A 15982-nucleotide genomic window follows, 5' to 3' on the forward strand; every position below is an offset into this window, starting at 1 on the left:
GTCACGCGTGGCCAAAGGCCGCCGCGGCCGCCTTGGCGGCCGGGTCGAGCCAGACCAGGGCGATCAGGACGATCGGGAACGAGAACAGGGCCGCGGCGAAGCCGATCGCGCGAGCGGTCGGCTGCGGCTTGTCCACCGCGCTGGTCGGCGCGTCGAACCACATCGTCTTGATCAGACGCAGGTAATAGAAGGCGGCCACGACGCTGCCGACCAGGCCGATGACGGCGGCCCACTGCAGCGGCACGTCGCCCGAGCCCATGGCGGCCTTGAAGACGTAGAACTTGGCCCAGAAGCCCGAGAACGGCGGCAGGCCCAGGGCCGACAGCGAGAACGCGGTCATGGCCAGGGCGACGCCCGGACGTTCCTTCACCAGGCCGGCCATGTCCTCGATGGTCTCCATCGGCTTGCCGTCGCGGGTCAGCGCCTGCAGGCAGGCGAAGAAGCCGGTGACGTCCACCATGTAGAGCACCATGAACACCAGCATCGAATGCAGGCCCACCTCGCCGCCGGTGGCGACGCCCAGCAGGGCGTAGCCGACGTTGGCGATCGAGGAATAGGCCCACAGGCGCTTGAGGTTGCTCTGTGCGAGACCGGCGAAGGCGCCGACGAACACCGACAGCAGGGCCGCGATGATCAGCACCTGGCGCCATTGGGCCACGGCGTCCGGGAAGGCGTCGCCCAGCACGCGGGCGAACATCATCATGGCGGCCAGCTTCGGCGCGGCGGCGAAGAAGCCGACGACCGGGGTCGGGGCGCCTTCGTAGACGTCCGGGGTCCACATGTGGAACGGCGCGGCCGAGACCTTGAACGCCAGGCCGCAGATCACGAAGATCAGGCCGAACAGCAGGCCCACGCCATGGGCGCCGTGCGAGGCCGCGGCGATGTCGACGAAGCGGGTCGAGCCCGAGAAGCCGTAGATCAGCGAGGCGCCGTACAGCAGGATGCCCGACGACAGCGCGCCCAGCACGAAGTACTTCAGGCCCGCTTCCGAAGCCTTGGCGTCGTCGCGGCGGAAGGCCGCCAGGACGTACAGGGCCAGCGATTGCAGCTCGACGCCGATATAGAGGCTGATGAGGTCGCCGGCCGAGGCCGTGATGCCCATGCCCAGCGCCGCCAGGATCACCAGGACCGGGAACTCGAACTTCTGGTCGCCGCGGGCGGCCAGCCAGCGGTCGCCCAGCACGATGGCCAGGGCGCTGAACAGGAAGATCGCGACCTTGGCGTAGGTGGCGGCGGCGTCGGCCGAATAGACGCCGTTGAAGGCGTCGCCGCGCGGTCCGTGGATCGCGAAGGCGGCGGCGACCACCAGGGCCAGCACCGAGGCGCCCGTGAAGACCGGCGTGGTCTTCTTGGAGAAGGCGCCCCAGACCAGCAGCAGCAGGGCCGAAATCGCCAGGACGACTTCAGGCAGGACGAGGGAGAAGTTGGCGGAGAACGTCATGGGATCCCTCACCCGCCCACGGCGGCGCGCCAGGCGCCGACGAGCCCGTCGACGGACGACGCGGTCAGGTTGAACACAAGATTAGGATAGATGCCGAGGACCAGGGTCATGATGATCAGCGGCGCGAAGAGCAGGATTTCCCGCGCGTCGAGGTCCTTGATCGTCTTCAGTTCGGGGTTGGTGATCTCCCCGTACATGACCCGGCGATACAGCGTCAGGGCGTACATGGCCGACAGGATAACGCCGGTGGCCGAGACGATCGCCGTCCAGGTCGAGGCCTTGTAGACGCCCGTCATGGTCAGGATTTCGCCGACGAAGCCCGAGGTGCCGGGCAGGCCGACGTTACCCATCGTGAACAGCAGGAACACGAAGGCGTAGTGCGGCATGCGGTTGGTGAGGCCGCCGTAGAAGGCGATCTCGCGGGTGTGCATACGGTCGTAGACCACGCCGACGCAGAGGAAGAGCGCGCCGGAGATCACCCCGTGGCTGATCATCTGGAACAGGGCGCCCTGCTCGCCGGCGGCGTTGCCCGAGAAGATGCCCATGGTCACGAAGCCCATGTGGGCGACCGACGAGTAGGCGATCAGCTTCTTGATGTCGGTCTGACGGAAGGCGACCAGCGAGGTGTAGACGATAGCGATGCCCGACAGGGCGAAAACCAGCGGCTGGAACATCTCCGAGGCGTTCGGGAACATCGGGATGCTGAAGCGCATGAAGCCGTAGCCGCCCATCTTCAGCAGGATGCCGGCCAGGATGACCGAACCCGCCGTCGGGGCTTCCACGTGGGCGTCAGGCAGCCAGGTGTGCACCGGCCACATCGGCATCTTCACCGCGAACGAGGCGAAGAAGGCCAGCCACAGCCAGGTCTGGAGCCACGGCGCGAACTTGTAGGTCATGAGCTCGGGGATCGACGAGGTGCCGGCGATCGAGATCATGGCCAGGATGGCCGCCAGCATCAGCACCGAGCCGAGCAGCGTGTAGAGGAAGAACTTGTAGGCCGCGTAGATCCGGCGCTTGCCGCCCCAGATGCCGATGATCAGGAACATCGGCACCAGGCCCCCTTCGAAGAAGAGGTAGAACAGCACCAGGTCCAGCGCGCAGAACACGCCGATCACCAGGGTCTCGAGGACCAGGAAGGCGATCAGGTATTCGACGACGCGCTTTTCCACCGACTTCCAGCTGGCCACGATGCAGATCGGCAGCAGGAAGGCGGTCAGCAGGACGAGCAGCACCGAGATGCCGTCGATGCCCATGCGGTAATGCAGGCCGCCGAACCAGGCGATGTCTTCCACGAACTGGAAGCCCGGGTTCTTGGCGTCGAACTGGAGCGTCAGCACCAGCGACAGGGCGAAGGCGACCACGGTGGTCGCGAGCGCGATCCACTTGGCCAGGGTGTCGGTCTTGGCGCCCGGGCCCTGGATGGCGCGAGCCACCAGGATCACGGCCACGCCGACGAGCGGAGCAAAGGTCGTAAGGCTGAGCAGGCCGGTCATCGATCCGTCCTCAACGGAATGCGTAAAGGGCGAACGTCAGCAGGCCGGCGACGCCGAGCAGCATGACGAAAGCGTAGTGGTAGACGTAGCCGGTCTGGGCTTTGCCCGTCTTGCGGCCGACGGCGTAGGAGACGGCGCTGACGCCGTCCGGGCCCAGGCGATCGATGATCTTCTGGTCTCCGCCCTTCCAGAACAGGTCGCCGAGGAACTTGGCGGCCCGCACGAAGGTGGCCTCATAGAGCTCGTCGAAGAACCACTTGTTGTAGAAGAACACGTACAGCGGGCCGTTACGCTCGGCGAGCTTCAGGCCGAGGCGCTCGTTGCCCCTGATCAGGTAGACGTAGACCGCGATGGCCAGGCCCAGCAGGGAGGCGATCAGCGGGCTCCACTTCACCCACTCGGCGACCTCGTGCGCTTCATGCAGCACGTGGTTGGTCGGAGCGTTGAAGATCGCGCCGCGCCAGAACTCTTCCTGGTGGTGACCCACGAAGTAGCCGGTGAAGACGAAGCCGGCGGCGACCGCGCCGATCGACAGCACGACCAGCGGCACCAGCATCACCCAGGGACTCTCGTGCGGCTTGTGATCGTGGCCGTGGCCATGATCGTCATGACCGTGGTCGTCGTGCGCACCGTGGGCATGGTCGTCATGACCATGGGCGGCGTGCGCGTGATCGTCGTGGCCGTGAGCGTGCGCATCGTGGGCGTGGTCGTCATGACCCCAACGAGCCTTGCCGTTGAAGGTGAAGAAGGCCAGGCGCCAGGAGTAGAACGAGGTCAGGCCGGCGACGAGGACGCCGATCGCCCAGGCGAACATGGCGATCTGGTTGTGCGAGCCCGCGGCGAACGCCGCCTCGATGATGGTGTCCTTCGAGTAGAAGCCGGCGAAGCCCAGGTGCAGCGGCGGGAAGCCGAGGCCCGTGATGGCGATCGTGCCGATCGTCATGGCGATGAAGGTCACCGGCAGCAGCTTGGCCAGGGCGCCGTAGCGACGCATGTCCTGCTCGTGGTGCATGCCGTGGATCACCGAACCGGCGCCCAGGAACAGCAGGGCCTTGAAGAAGGCGTGCGTGAACAGGTGGAACATGGCCGCCTGATAGGCGCCGACGCCGGCCGCGAAGAACATGTAGCCCAGCTGCGAACAGGTCGAGTAGGCGATCACGCGCTTGATGTCGTTCTGGGTCAGGCCGACCGTGGCGGCGAACAGGGCCGTGATGGCGCCGATCACCGTGACGATGTTCTTGGCCACCGGGGCGTATTCGAACATCGGCGACAGCAGGCACAGCATGTAGACGCCGGCGGTCACCATGGTGGCCGCGTGGATCAGGGCCGACACCGGGGTCGGGCCTTCCATGGCGTCCGGAAGCCAGGTGTGCAGGAAGAACTGGGCCGACTTGCCCATCGCGCCGATGAACAGCAGGAAGCAGGCAATGTCGACCAGCGGCCAGCTGTGGCCCGCGAACTCCCAGGTGCGCGAGGCGCCGGCGGCGATCATCGGGAACAGTTCGTGGAACTGGATGGTGCCGAAGGCCCAGTAGGTGGTCATGATGCCCAGGGCGAAGCCGAAGTCGCCGACCCGGTTGACCACGAAGGCCTTGATGGCCGCGGCGCTGGCCGAGGGCTTCTTGAACCAGAAGCCGATTAGCAGGTACGAGGCCAGACCCACGCCTTCCCAGCCGAAGAACAGCTGCATGAAGTCGGCGGCGGTGACCAGCGACAGCATGGCGAAGGTGAAGAGCGACAGGTACGCGAAGAAGCGCGGCTTGCTGTCGTCCTCGGCCATGTAGCCCCAGGAATAGACGTGCACGAGCGCCGAGACGGTCGTGACCACGATCAGCATGGTCGCCGACAGGGCGTCGATGCGGATCGACCAGTTGGCGATGAAGTCGCCGATATGGATGAACGGCAGCAGGGTGACCGTGAAGGCCTCCATGTGGCCCCAGGTCCACTTGCTGAACGTGAACCACGACAGGGCGCAGGCCAGGATCAGCAGGCCGGTGGTGACCGACTGCGACGCGACGTTGCCGATCCGCCGGCCGAACAGGCCGGCGATGATCGCGCCCAGCAGCGGGGCGAAGACGAGAATGGTGACGAGCGATTGCACTGGGTCAGCCCTTCATCATGCTGGCGTCGTCGACCGCGATGTCGCCGCGGTTACGGAAGAAGGTCACCAGGATGGCCAGGCCCACGGCCGCCTCGGCGGCGGCCACGGTCAGCACGAACATCGCGAAGATCTGGCCCGCCACGTCGTGCAGGTAGGCCGAGAACGCCACCAGGTTGATGTTCACCGCGAGCAGGATGAGCTCGATCGACATCAGGATGACGATGATGTTCTTGCGGTTCACGAAGATACCGAAGACGCCGATCGTCAGAAGGATGGCGGCGACGATGAGGTAATGCGGAAGGCCGATCATTCGCTGATCCCCTCGCCCGGCTTGATCTGCACGAGTTCCATTCCGGTCTTGGGCGTACGGGCGATCTGCTTGCCGATGTCCTGGCGCTTGACGCCCGGCTTGTGGCGCAGGGTCAGGACGATGGCGCCGATCATGGCCACCAGCAGCACCAGGCCCGCCGCCTGGAAGAAGAAGACATAGTCGGTGTAGAGCACCCGACCGAGCGCCTCGGTGTTGCTGAAGCCGCCGGGCGAGGCGTTGGGCAGCGCGTTGGCGCTGGCCTTGCCGTTGGTGGCCACGCTGACGGCGACCATGATCATTTCGATCGTGAGGACGCCGGCGACCAGTCCGCCGATGGGCAGGTACTGCGCGAAGCCGTCCCGAAGCGCTTCGAAGTCGATGTCGAGCATCATGACCACGAAGAGGAACAGCACCGCGACCGCGCCCACATAGACGACGATCAGCAGCATCGCCAGGAACTCAGCGCCCAGAAGGACGAAGAGGCCGGCGGCCGAGAAGAAGGCGGTGATCAGGAAGAGCACCGAGTGCACGGGGTTCTTGGCCGACACGACGAGAAGACCCGCCGCTATCGTCACGAACGCCAGCAAATAGAAAGCTATCGCCTGCAAGGCCATTGGCCAGGGTGCTCCCCTGAAAGTTCAAATAACGACGGCGCGCGAATTACGCGCCGCCAACCTCGGATTCGCGCCGGACCGTTTAGCGGTACGGAGCGTCCAACTCCAGATTCTTCGCGATCAGCCGTTCCCAACGGTCACCGTTGTCGAGCAGCTTTTCCTTGTCGTAGTAGAGCTCTTCGCGCGTCTCGACCGCGAACTCGATGTTCGGGCCTTCGACGATGGCGTCCACCGGGCAGGCCTCCTGGCACAGGCCGCAGTAGATGCACTTGACCATGTCGATGTCGTAGCGGGTCGTACGGCGGCTGCCGTCCTCGCGCGGTTCGGCCTCGATCGTGATCGCCTGGGCGGGGCAGATGGCCTCGCACAGCTTGCAGGCGATGCAGCGCTCTTCCCCGTTCGGATAGCGACGCAGGGCGTGCTCGCCGCGGAAACGGGGCGACTGCGGGCCGCGCTCGTTCGGATAGATCACGGTCTTCTTCGGCGCGACCAGATACTTCATGGCCAGGCCGAAGGCGCCCGCGAAGTCCAGCAGGGCGACGCCTTTGACGGCTTGGGTGATACGACTCATCATGGCCGCTTAACCTTCGGAATGACGCAGGTGTAGTTCGAAAGCTGGGCGGGATCTCCCCCGTCCATCTTGGCTTGCAACGTCCCGCCCTCGGCCTGGCATCGATCGCCGGCCCGGCGCAGTTCGTCGTAGTTCACGATCCCTCGCCCCAGCGAATAGGAGCGGTCCGAGGCTTCGCTGGTCGCGCAGGCGCCCAGCGAGCTCAGGACCAGCCCCGTCAGGGCCAGGGCGGCGGAACGCCTCATCCCGCCACCGGCGAGAAGACGCGCCAGCCGGCGACGAGGGCGACCAGCACCAGCGACATCGGCAGGAAGACCTTCCAGCCCAGGCGCATCAGTTGGTCGTAGCGGTAGCGAGGCACGATGGCTTTCGCCATGGCGAACATGAAGAACCAGAAGACGATCTTGGCGTAGAACACCAGGGCCAGGGCCAGCTTGCCCCACCAGCCCCACATCGCCACCAGGTCGATCGGCAGACCCAGGTTCCAGCCGCCGAAGAACAGCACGCTGATCATCGCGCACATCAGCACGATGTTCGAATATTCGGCGACCATGAACAGCAGGTACGGGGTCGACGAGTACTCGACCTGATAGCCGGCCACGAGTTCGGATTCGGCTTCCGGAAGGTCGAAGGGCGGGCGGTTCGTCTCGGCCAGGGCCGAGATGTAGAACATGCCCATGGCGATCACCATGACCGGCAGCAGGATGATGTTCTTGAGGCCGCCGCCGCCGAACACGTTCCAGTTCCAGATCCAGCCGGACTGGTTCTCGACGATGGTCGACAGGTTCATCGAGCCGGCCAGCAGGATCACCGTGATGATGATCAGGCCGATCGAGACTTCGTACGACACCATCTGCGCCGCCGAACGCAGCGCGCCCAGGAACGGGTACTTCGAGTTCGAAGCCCAGCCGCCCATGATGATGCCGTAGACGCCCAGCGAACTCATCGCCAGCAGGTAGAGGATGCCGACGTTCAGGTTGGAGACGACCCAGCCCGGCGCGAACGGCACCACGGCCCAGCCGATGAAGCCCAGGACTAGGCTGATCAGCGGAGCCAGCAGGAAGATCGCCTTGTCGGCGCCGGCCGGGATGACGATTTCCTTCAGCACGAACTTGCCGAAGTCGGCGAAGGACTGCAGCAGGCCGAAGGGGCCGACGACGTTCGGGCCCTTGCGCATCTGGACGCCGGCCCAGATCTTGCGGTCAGCCAGCAGCAGGAAGGCCAGGCTCAGCAGAACCCAGATCACGACCAGCAGGATGCCGCCGAGAGTGAGGCCGAACCAGATAAGCGGGTTGGTCTGAGACACGGCTTACTCCGCGGCGATCTTGGCGGCGGCCGAGACGTTGGCCGCGCACTCGGCCATGGTCACGCTGGCGCGCGCGATGGGGTTGGTCAGGTGGAAGGCCTTCACCGGGCTCTCGAACGGAGCGTCGGAGACGTCCCCTTCCCCACCGACGGCGGCGAGGTCGAACACGGTCGGGACCGAGCCTGGCGCGAAGTCGATCTGGCCGAAGGTGGGGTGGTCGGCGAACAGCTTGGCGCGCAGCTGGTCCAGGCTGTCATAGGGCAGCTTGGCGCCCAGCACTTCCGACAGCGCCCGCAGGATCGACCAGTCTTCCTTGGCCTCGCCCTTCGGGAACACGGCGCGCTTGCCCATCTGCACCCGGCCCTCGGTGTTGACGTAGAGGCCGTTCTTTTCGGTGTAGGCGGCGCCCGGCAGGATGACGTCGGCCTTGTGGGCGCCGGCGTCGCCGTGGGTGCCGAGGTAGATCTTGAAGGCGTCGCTGGCGGCGGGCTCGCACTCGTCGGCGCCGAGCAGGAACAGCACGTCCAGCGCGCCCGGCTTCAGCATGTCGCGCGCCGAGAGGGCGCCCTCGGCCGGGACGAAGCCCAGGTCGAGGCCGGCCACGCGGGCGGCGGCGGTGTGCAGCACGTTCCAGCCGTTCCAGCCTTCGCGGACGACCTTGAAGGTCTTGGCGACGCCGGCGGCGGCCTTGAGGATCGCCGCGCCGTCGGCGCGGGCCAGGGCGCCCTGGCCGATGATGATGGCGGGACGCTCGGCGGCCCTCAGGGCGGCGACGAAGTCGTTCTTGGCCTTGGCCAGACCCGACAGCGTCTTGGCGCCGGCGCCGAGGTGGTCGTAGTCGAACGTCAGGTCGGCCTGTTCGCCGATGACGCCGAAGCGGGTCTTGCCGGCGATCCACTGCTTGCGGAAACGTGCGTTGAGAACCGGGGCCTCGAGGCGCGGGTTGGCGCCGACGAACAGCACGACGTCGGCGTCTTCGATGCCGGCGATGGTCGAGTTGAACAGCCAGCTCTCGCGCGGGCCTTGGCCCAGTGCCGTACCGTCCTGACGGGCGTCGAGGTTCTTCACGCCCAGGGCGGTAAAGAGGTCCTTGGTCGCCTTCAGGCTTTCGGCGTCCTGCAGGTCGCCGGCGATGACGCCGATGCGCTCGGGCGCGGTCGCCTTGATCTTGGCGGCGACGGCGGCGAAGGCCTCATTCCAGGTGGCCGGCTTCAGCTTGCCGTCGACGCGGACGTACGGACGGTCGAGGCGCTGGCGCTGCAGGCCGTCGACGGCGTAGCGCGTCTTGTCGCTGATCCACTCTTCGTTGACCTCCTCGTTGACGCGCGGCAGCACGCGCAGGACGGCGTTGGCGCGGGCGTCGACGCGGATCGACGAGCCCAGGGCGTCCTGGACGTCGACGCTCTCGGTCTTCTTCAGCTCCCACGGACGGGCTTCGAAGGCGTAGGGCTTGGAGGTCAGGGCGCCGACCGGGCACAGGTCGATGACGTTGGCCGACAGCTCAGAGGTCACCGCGGCGCCGAGGTAGGTCGTGATCTCGACGTCTTCGCCGCGCGAGATCAGGCCGATCTCCGGCGAGCCGGCGACTTCGGTGATGAAGCGGACGCAGCGGGTGCACTGGATGCAGCGCGTCATCACGGTCTTGATGAGCGGGCCCATGGCCTTCTCTTCGACCGCGCGCTTGTTCTCTTCGTAGCGACTGTCGTCGCGGCCGTAGCCGACGGCCTGGTCCTGCAGGTCGCACTCGCCGCCCTGGTCGCAGATCGGGCAGTCCAGCGGGTGGTTGATGAGCAGGAACTCCATCACCCCTTCGCGGGCCTTCTTGACCATCGGGGTCTTGGTGAAGATCTCCTGGCCCTCGGCGGCCGGCAGGGCGCAAGACGCCTGCGGCTTCGGCGGACCGGGTTTCACCTCGACCAGGCACATGCGGCAGTTGCCGGCGATGCTCAGACGCTCGTGATAGCAGAAGCGCGGGATCTCTTCCCCAGCCAGTTCCGCGACCTGCAGAACCGTCATGCCGGGTTCGAACTCGACCTCGACGCCGTTGACCTTGGCGATTGCCATTCTCGTTACTCCGCCGCGATCAGCTTGGCGCCCTGCACGTGCAGGCGACCGCTACGATAGGAAGCGATCCGCTCCTCCACCTCGTGGCGGAAGTGGCGGAACAGACCCTGGATCGGCCAGGCGGCCGCGTCGCCCAGGGCGCAGATGGTGTGACCCTCGACCTGGGTCGTGACGTCCAGCAGGGTGTCGATCTCTTTCGGATCGGCTTCGCCGGTGGCCATGCGCTCCATGACCCGCCACATCCAGCCGGTGCCTTCGCGGCACGGCGTGCACTGGCCGCAGCTCTCGTGCTTGTAGAAGTACGACAGGCGGGCGATGGCGCGGACGAGGTCGGTGGACTTGTCCATGACGATGACGGCGGCGGTGCCCAGGCCCGACTTCAGATTCCGCAGGGCGTCAAAGTCCATCGGCAGGTCTTCGCACTGCTCGGCGGGGATCATCGGCACCGACGAGCCGCCCGGGATGACGGCCTTGAGGTTGCCCCAGCCGCCGCGGATGCCGCCGCAGTGGTCTTCCATCAGCTGACGGAAGGGGATGCTCATGGCTTCTTCGACGTTGCAGGGCAGGTTCACGTGGCCCGAGACGCAGAACAGCTTGGTGCCGGCGTTGTTGGGACGGCCGAAGCCCGCGAACCAGGCCGCGCCGCGGCGCAGGATGGTGCCGGCGACAGCGATGCTCTCGACGTTGTTGACCGTGGTCGGCATGCCGTAGAGGCCCGCGCCGGCCGGGAACGGCGGCTTCAGGCGCGGCTGGCCCTTCTTGCCTTCCAGGCTTTCCAGCAGGGCCGTCTCTTCGCCGCAGATATAGGCGCCGGCGCCGTGGTGGACGTAGATGTCGAAGTCCCAGCCGTGGACATTGTTCTTGCCCACGAGGTTGGCCTCGTAGGCCTGCTTGATCGCCGCTTCCAGGCGCTCGCGCTCGAACACGTACTCGCCGCGGATGTAGATGTAGCAGGCGTGAGCCAGCATGGCGCGCGAGGCGATCAGGCAGCCCTCGATCAGGAGGTGCGGATCATGCCGCATGATCTCCCGGTCCTTGCAGGTGCCCGGCTCGGACTCGTCGGCGTTGACCACCAGGTAGTGCGGGCGGCCGTCCTTCACTTCCTTGGGCATGAAGGACCACTTCAGACCGGTCGAGAAACCAGCCCCGCCCCGGCCTCGCAGACCGGAGTTCTTCATGTTCTCGATGATCCAGTCGCGACCGGCGTCAAGAATGTCCTTGGTGCCGTTCCAGCAACCGCGCGCCTTCGCACCCTCGAGGCCCCAGTCTTGGAGGCCGTAGAGGTTGGTGAAGATGCGATCCTTGTCTTCGAGGATACCGACCATGACTCTAGCTTTGCGGATCGAATGGATGGGTGCGGACATAGCGCGTCCGCCGGACGATGACATAGGCGAAAAGCAGCCAACCGGCGCCGATCACCAAAAGACCTGTGGGCGCCGCCCAGGCCGGAGCCCCAGGGACCTCCCGGCCCCAGATCAGCAGCAGGACGCCGGCCAGGCTGGCCACGAAACCCAGGGCCCGCTCCTTGCGGTAGAGCCCCTTGATCGTAGCCAGATAGGCCGCCCGCCTGGCGGAAAGGTCGTCGCTCAAGGCGCCCTCCCCGCTTGCGGCTCGGCGCCGGCTTCGACGGCGGCTTCAGGCTTGGTCGCCTTCAGCCAGCCGAGGATGAACCAGATCTGGGCGCCCAGCCCGACCACGACGGCCAGGATGAACACCGGCAGCAGCCACCAGACGTGGAAGGCCACGTGGCCGACGATCGCCGCGCCGGCCAGCAGGAAGCACACGACGTCGATGGCGAGCATCGTCGTGAGGCGCTTCTTCTGATGGACGGCGACGTCGGTCATCAGGCGGCGGGCTCCGCCTTGGTCTTCTTGGGCTTCTCGGGCAGGTTCGGGATCTTGATCTTCTTGGCCGCCGAGCCGTCGTACAGCTTGGGATCGGTCAGGGTCTGGATCTTTTCCTTCGGCTCCGAGGACTTGCGGCCCTCGTAGCTGCCCGGCTGCGGGGCCTTGCCCGCGGCGAAGTCGTCGAGGATCTGAGCCAGGCTCTCCGGCGTCAGGTCTTCGTAGTAGTAGTCGTTGATGGCCGCCATCGGGGCGTTGCAGCAGGCGCCGAGGCACTCGACCTCTTCCCAGCTGAACTTGCCGTCGGCCGACACGGTGTGGGCAGGGCCGATCTTCTTTTCCAGCACCGAGCGCAGGTCAAGCGCGCCGCGCAGCTGGCACGGCGTGGTGCCGCACAGCTGGACGAAGGCGGTCTTGCCGACCGGAGCCAGCTGGAACATCACGTAGAAGGTGGCCACTTCCAGCACGCGGATGACCGGCATCTCGAGCTGCTTGGCGATCTCCTGGATCGCCGGCTCGGAAATCCAGCCTTCCTGCTTCTGGGCCAGCCACAGCATCGGGATCACCGCCGACTGCTTGCGGGCGGCGGGATACTTGGCCTTCCACCAGTCGGCCTTGGCCTGGCTGTCGACCGAGAAGGCGAAGCTGGCGGGCTGCTCTTTGGCGAGACGACGAACGCTCATCGTGCGAAATCCACGCGGACGATCTTGTCGCCCTTGAAGGTGTAGATGGCGGCGACCTGGAAGGGCGCGTCGCCGTTGCCGCGGTCGACGTGCTCGTGATCGATCACGTTCGAGCCGACCACGATGCGGTTCAGGAGCTCGGCCTTGTTCTTGGGGAACTCGGCGAAGGTCTTGGCGTAGAAGGCGCGATAGGCCTCGATGCCTTCGCGCGCCACGTCGCCGTTCAGGCCGGCCACGACCACGTCGTCCGAGAAGTGGGCGCAGTGGGCGTCCAGGTCCTGGGCGTTGTAGGCGTCGAGCTGAGCCTGGGCGATGGTTTCCAGGCTCATCGATCGACCTCGCCGAACACGATGTCGAGCGAACCCAGGATGGCCGAGACGTCGGCCAGCTGGTGGCCGCGGTTCATCCAGTCCATGGCGGCCAGGTGCGAGAAGCCCGGAGCCTTGATCTTGCAGCGGTACGGCTTGTTGGTGCCGTTGCTGACCACGTAGACGCCGAACTCGCCCTTGGGGGCTTCGACGGCCGCGTAGACCTCGCCTTCCGGCGTCTTGAAGCCCTCGGTGTAGAGCTTGAAGTGGTGGATCAGGGCTTCCATCGAGCGCTTCATCTCGGCGCGACGCGGCGGGCTGACCTTGTTGTCCTCGGTCAGCACCGGACCCGGCGTGCCGCGCAGCATGGCGACGGCCTGCAGGATGATCTTGGTGCTCTCGCGCATCTCCTGCATGCGGCAGAGATAGCGATCGTAGCAGTCGCCGTTCTTGCCCAGCGGGATGTCGAACTCGAACTCGTTGTAGTTCTCGTACGGCTGGTTGCGGCGCAGGTCCCAGGCGATGCCCGAACCACGCACCATCACGCCCGAGAAGCCCCAGGCCCACGCGTCTTCCTTGCTCACGACGCCGATGTCGACGTTGCGCTGCTTGAAGATGCGGTTGTCGGTGATCAGGCCTTCGATGTCGTCGCAGATCTTCGGGAAGGCCTTCGCCCAGCTCTCGATGTCGTCGATCAGCGAAGGGGTCAGGTCCTGGTGGACGCCGCCCGGACGGAAGTAGTTGGCGTGCAGGCGAGCGCCGCAGGCGCGCTCGTAGAACACCATCAGCTTCTCGCGCTCCTCGAAGCCCCAGAGCGGCGGCGTCAGGGCGCCGACGTCCATGGCCTGGGTCGTCACGTTCAGCAGGTGGTTCAGGACGCGGCCGATCTCGCAGAACAGCACGCGGATGACCTGGCCGCGCTTGGGCACTTCAACGCCCAGCAGCTTTTCGATGGCCAGGCAGAACGCATGCTCCTGGTTCATCGGCGCCACGTAGTCGAGGCGGTCGAAGTACGGGATGTTCTGCAGGTAGGTGCGCGCTTCCATCAGCTTCTCGGTGCCGCGGTGCAGCAGGCCGATGTGCGGATCGACGCGCTCGACGATTTCACCGTCGAGTTCGAGCACCAGGCGCAGCACGCCGTGCGCGGCCGGGTGCTGGGGGCCGAAGTTGATGTTGAACTTGCGGACCGGCGTCTCGGGGATCACCGGAACCGTCGGTTCGTCGCGGAAGAAGTCGGTCGCCGCGGCGGGCGCGTTCGTGCCAGTCATGACTTAAGCCTTTTCCGCCTTCTCGTCGCCCGGCAGAGCGTACTTCGCCCCTTCCCACGGAGACAGGAAGTCGAAGGCGCGGAACTCGGTGATCTTCACGGGTTCGTAGACGACGCGCTTGAGCTCGTCGTCATAGCGGACCTCGACATAGCCGGTCATCGGGAAGTCTTTCCGCAGCGGGTGGCCGTGGAAACCGTAGTCCGTCAGGATCCGGCGCAGGTCCGGGTGGCCTTCGAAGAACACGCCGTACATGTCGAACGCTTCGCGCTCGAACCAGTCGGCGACCGGGAACACCGGCGTGGCGCTCGGCACCGGGGTGTCTTCGTCGGTCTGCACCTTCACGCGGACGCGGACGTTCTTCACCATCGACAGCAGGTGGTAGACCACGTCGAAGCGCGCGGCGCGCTCGGGGTAGTCGACCGCCGTCAGGTCCACCAACTGGTGGAAGCGGTAGTCGGGGTGGTCACGCAGATAGGTCAGCAGCTCGACCACGCGGTTCGTCGAGCCGAGCAGGTTCAACTCGCCGAACGCGACGTTGTACGAGGCGATGGCCCCGGCCGAGTTGGCGACGATCGCCTGGCCGAGGGCTTCGAGGTCTTGGCTCATCGCTCGATGGTCCCCGTGCGACGGATCTTCTTCTGGAGCTGCAGCACGCCGTAGACGAGCGCCTCGGCCGTGGGCGGGCAGCCCGGCACGTAGATGTCGATCGGCACGACGCGGTCGCAGCCGCGCACGACGCTGTAGCTGTAATAGTAGTAGCCGCCGCCGTTGGCGCAGCTGCCCATCGAGATGACGTAGCGGGGCTCGGGCATCTGGTCGTAGACCTTGCGCAGAGCCGGAGCCATCTTGTTGGTCAGCGTGCCGGCGACGATCATCACGTCCGACTGACGCGGGCTGGCGCGCGGCGCGAAGCCGTAGCGCTCCAGGTCGTAGCGCGGCATGGCCGAGTGCATCATCTCGACCGCGCAGCACGCCAGGCCGAACGTCATCCACATCAGCGAGCCCGTACGAGCCCAGGTGATCAGGTCGTCGGCGGCCGCGGTGATGAAGCCCTTGTCGGCCAGCTGCTGCGACACGCCGTCGAAGAAGGCGTCGTGCAGCTTCGGGTCATAGCCCTGCACCGTCGAGCGGCCAGCGGAGCCGGCCGGCGGCAGCGGCGAGCTGTTGGCGGGAACGATCACTCCCATTCGAGGGCGCCCTTCTTCCATTCGTAGATAAAGCCGACAGTCAGAACGCCCAGGAAGCTCATCATCGACCAGAAGGCGAAGACCGAAGCTTCATGCGGAAGTTTCAGCAGGGTCACCGCCCACGGGAAAAGGAAAGCGACTTCGAGGTCGAAGATGATGAAGAGGATCGAGACCAGGTAGAACCGGACGTCGAACTTCATGCGCGCGTCGTCGAAGGCGTTGAAGCCGCATTCGTATGCGGACAGCTTTTCCGGGTCCGGCGCCTTGGGCGCGAGCACGGCGGCGGCCAACATGAAGACGATGCCGATAACCGCCGCGATCCCGAGAAAGATCACGATCGGCAGGTACTGGAGAAGGAAGGCGTTCATGACAGCCCTTGGCTTGAATCGGCCGCGTTGTAGCCCAGTGTCTTCCAGGCTTCAAACGCCCCGGGCACATTGAGAAACGATCGCAACTTCTGGCCATCCACAGGTTCGGCGACATGGCCGTTGACACGAGTCTTCGCCCGACATATCAGACGCCCCTCGCCGCACGGCGGGTCGCACTTTCGCCTTCTGGCGGACGGTAATGCGGATGTAGCTCAGTTGGTTAGAGCGCCGGCCTGTCACGCCGGAGGTCGCGGGTTCGAGCCCCGTCATTCGCGCCACCTTCTTTCAGAAGGTCGCGATCCGAGGTAAAAGCGAGCGCTTCGTAGGGTTTTACGGCCTTACGCGACGCGGATGTAGCTCAGTTGGTTAGAGCGCCGGCCTGTCACGCCGGAGGTCGCGGGTTCGAGCCCCGTCATTCGCGCCA

General features: G+C 65.9%; 18 protein-coding genes and 2 tRNA genes. 2 read left to right on the plus strand and 18 right to left on the minus strand.

All coding sequences use genetic code 11. From position 1 onward, the window contains the following. Position 1 precedes the first annotated feature (1 nt). From nuoN to AC07N1_RS15550, 18 genes are all read right to left on the minus strand, one after another. Positions 2 to 1441, minus strand: coding sequence for an NADH-quinone oxidoreductase subunit NuoN (gene nuoN / locus AC07N1_RS15465; RefSeq protein WP_487288773.1), 1440 nt, complete (start codon positions 1439 to 1441; stop codon positions 2 to 4). 8 nt (positions 1442 to 1449) lie between these two features. Continuing rightward, complete coding sequence (locus AC07N1_RS15470; protein WP_110117772.1) at positions 1450 to 2934, minus strand: NADH-quinone oxidoreductase subunit M; 1485 nt, start codon at positions 2932 to 2934, stop codon at positions 1450 to 1452. Between the two features lie 10 nt (positions 2935 to 2944). Further along, positions 2945 to 5035, minus strand: a complete 2091-nt coding sequence (gene nuoL / locus AC07N1_RS15475; protein WP_494672617.1) for an NADH-quinone oxidoreductase subunit L — start codon at positions 5033 to 5035, stop codon at positions 2945 to 2947. Between the two features lie 4 nt (positions 5036 to 5039). After that, complete coding sequence (gene nuoK / locus AC07N1_RS15480) at positions 5040 to 5345, minus strand: NADH-quinone oxidoreductase subunit NuoK (protein ID WP_494606264.1); 306 nt, start codon at positions 5343 to 5345, stop codon at positions 5040 to 5042. Further along, positions 5342 to 5959 (minus strand): NADH-quinone oxidoreductase subunit J, encoded by a 618-nt coding sequence (locus AC07N1_RS15485; protein WP_110117769.1) that lies wholly within the window; start codon positions 5957 to 5959, stop codon positions 5342 to 5344. Before AC07N1_RS15485 ends, nuoK begins: the two co-directional genes overlap by 4 nt. Positions 5960 to 6041: 82 nt before the next feature. Further along, positions 6042 to 6533 carry an NADH-quinone oxidoreductase subunit NuoI gene (nuoI, locus tag AC07N1_RS15490; RefSeq protein ID WP_058346359.1) on the minus strand — a complete coding sequence of 164 codons (492 nt, stop codon included), beginning with the start codon at positions 6531 to 6533 and terminating at the stop codon, positions 6042 to 6044. Beyond that, complete coding sequence (locus AC07N1_RS15495; protein WP_494672618.1) at positions 6530 to 6775, minus strand: hypothetical protein; 246 nt, start codon at positions 6773 to 6775, stop codon at positions 6530 to 6532. Before AC07N1_RS15495 ends, nuoI begins: the two co-directional genes overlap by 4 nt. Then, the gene (nuoH, locus tag AC07N1_RS15500) at positions 6772 to 7836 is read right to left on the minus strand and encodes an NADH-quinone oxidoreductase subunit NuoH (RefSeq protein WP_110117765.1); all 1065 of its coding nucleotides are present in this window, start codon (positions 7834 to 7836) and stop codon (positions 6772 to 6774) included. The genes AC07N1_RS15495 and nuoH overlap by 4 nt, the downstream gene beginning before the upstream one ends. 3 nt (positions 7837 to 7839) lie before the next feature. Then, entirely contained in the window at positions 7840 to 9900 is a 2061-nt protein-coding gene (nuoG, locus tag AC07N1_RS15505) for an NADH-quinone oxidoreductase subunit NuoG (RefSeq protein ID WP_494672619.1), read from the minus strand. Between the two features lie 5 nt (positions 9901 to 9905). Further along, on the minus strand, positions 9906 to 11225 hold the full coding sequence (gene nuoF, locus AC07N1_RS15510) for an NADH-quinone oxidoreductase subunit NuoF (RefSeq protein WP_494672620.1): 1320 nt from the start codon (positions 11223 to 11225) through the stop codon (positions 9906 to 9908). A 4-nt stretch (positions 11226 to 11229) separates the two neighbouring features. After that, positions 11230 to 11490, minus strand: a complete 261-nt coding sequence (locus AC07N1_RS15515) for a hypothetical protein (RefSeq protein WP_494672621.1) — start codon at positions 11488 to 11490, stop codon at positions 11230 to 11232. Continuing rightward, positions 11487 to 11744 (minus strand): hypothetical protein, encoded by a 258-nt coding sequence (locus AC07N1_RS15520; RefSeq protein ID WP_494672622.1) that lies wholly within the window; start codon positions 11742 to 11744, stop codon positions 11487 to 11489. The genes AC07N1_RS15515 and AC07N1_RS15520 overlap by 4 nt, the downstream gene beginning before the upstream one ends. Beyond that, entirely contained in the window at positions 11744 to 12427 is a 684-nt protein-coding gene (gene nuoE, locus AC07N1_RS15525) for an NADH-quinone oxidoreductase subunit NuoE (protein WP_494672623.1), read from the minus strand. The genes AC07N1_RS15520 and nuoE overlap by 1 nt, the downstream gene beginning before the upstream one ends. Continuing rightward, positions 12424 to 12756: a nuclear transport factor 2 family protein gene (locus tag AC07N1_RS15530; RefSeq protein ID WP_494672624.1), complete on the minus strand. Its 333-nt coding sequence runs from the start codon at positions 12754 to 12756 to the stop codon at positions 12424 to 12426. Before AC07N1_RS15530 ends, nuoE begins: the two co-directional genes overlap by 4 nt. Continuing rightward, positions 12753 to 14003: an NADH-quinone oxidoreductase subunit D gene (locus AC07N1_RS15535; RefSeq protein WP_487288780.1), complete on the minus strand. Its 1251-nt coding sequence runs from the start codon at positions 14001 to 14003 to the stop codon at positions 12753 to 12755. Before AC07N1_RS15535 ends, AC07N1_RS15530 begins: the two co-directional genes overlap by 4 nt. A gap of 3 nt (positions 14004 to 14006) precedes the next feature. Continuing rightward, positions 14007 to 14609, minus strand: a complete 603-nt coding sequence (locus tag AC07N1_RS15540; protein ID WP_110117757.1) for an NADH-quinone oxidoreductase subunit C — start codon at positions 14607 to 14609, stop codon at positions 14007 to 14009. Further along, a complete protein-coding gene (locus tag AC07N1_RS15545; RefSeq protein WP_494672625.1) occupies positions 14606 to 15211 on the minus strand; it encodes a NuoB/complex I 20 kDa subunit family protein in 606 nt (201 codons plus the stop codon). Before AC07N1_RS15545 ends, AC07N1_RS15540 begins: the two co-directional genes overlap by 4 nt. Next, on the minus strand, positions 15181 to 15558 hold the full coding sequence (locus AC07N1_RS15550; protein WP_110117755.1) for an NADH-quinone oxidoreductase subunit A: 378 nt from the start codon (positions 15556 to 15558) through the stop codon (positions 15181 to 15183). The genes AC07N1_RS15545 and AC07N1_RS15550 overlap by 31 nt, the downstream gene beginning before the upstream one ends. A gap of 201 nt (positions 15559 to 15759) precedes the next feature. On the opposite strand from AC07N1_RS15550, the gene AC07N1_RS15555 reads away from it, so the two are divergent. Both AC07N1_RS15555 and AC07N1_RS15560 read left to right on the plus strand, forming a co-directional pair. Then, positions 15760 to 15836: transfer RNA gene (locus AC07N1_RS15555), tRNA-Asp, on the plus strand. 69 nt (positions 15837 to 15905) lie between these two features. Further along, positions 15906 to 15982 (plus strand) — tRNA-Asp (locus tag AC07N1_RS15560).

This window comes from Caulobacter sp. GW821-FHT09B11 (assembly GCF_059418205.1).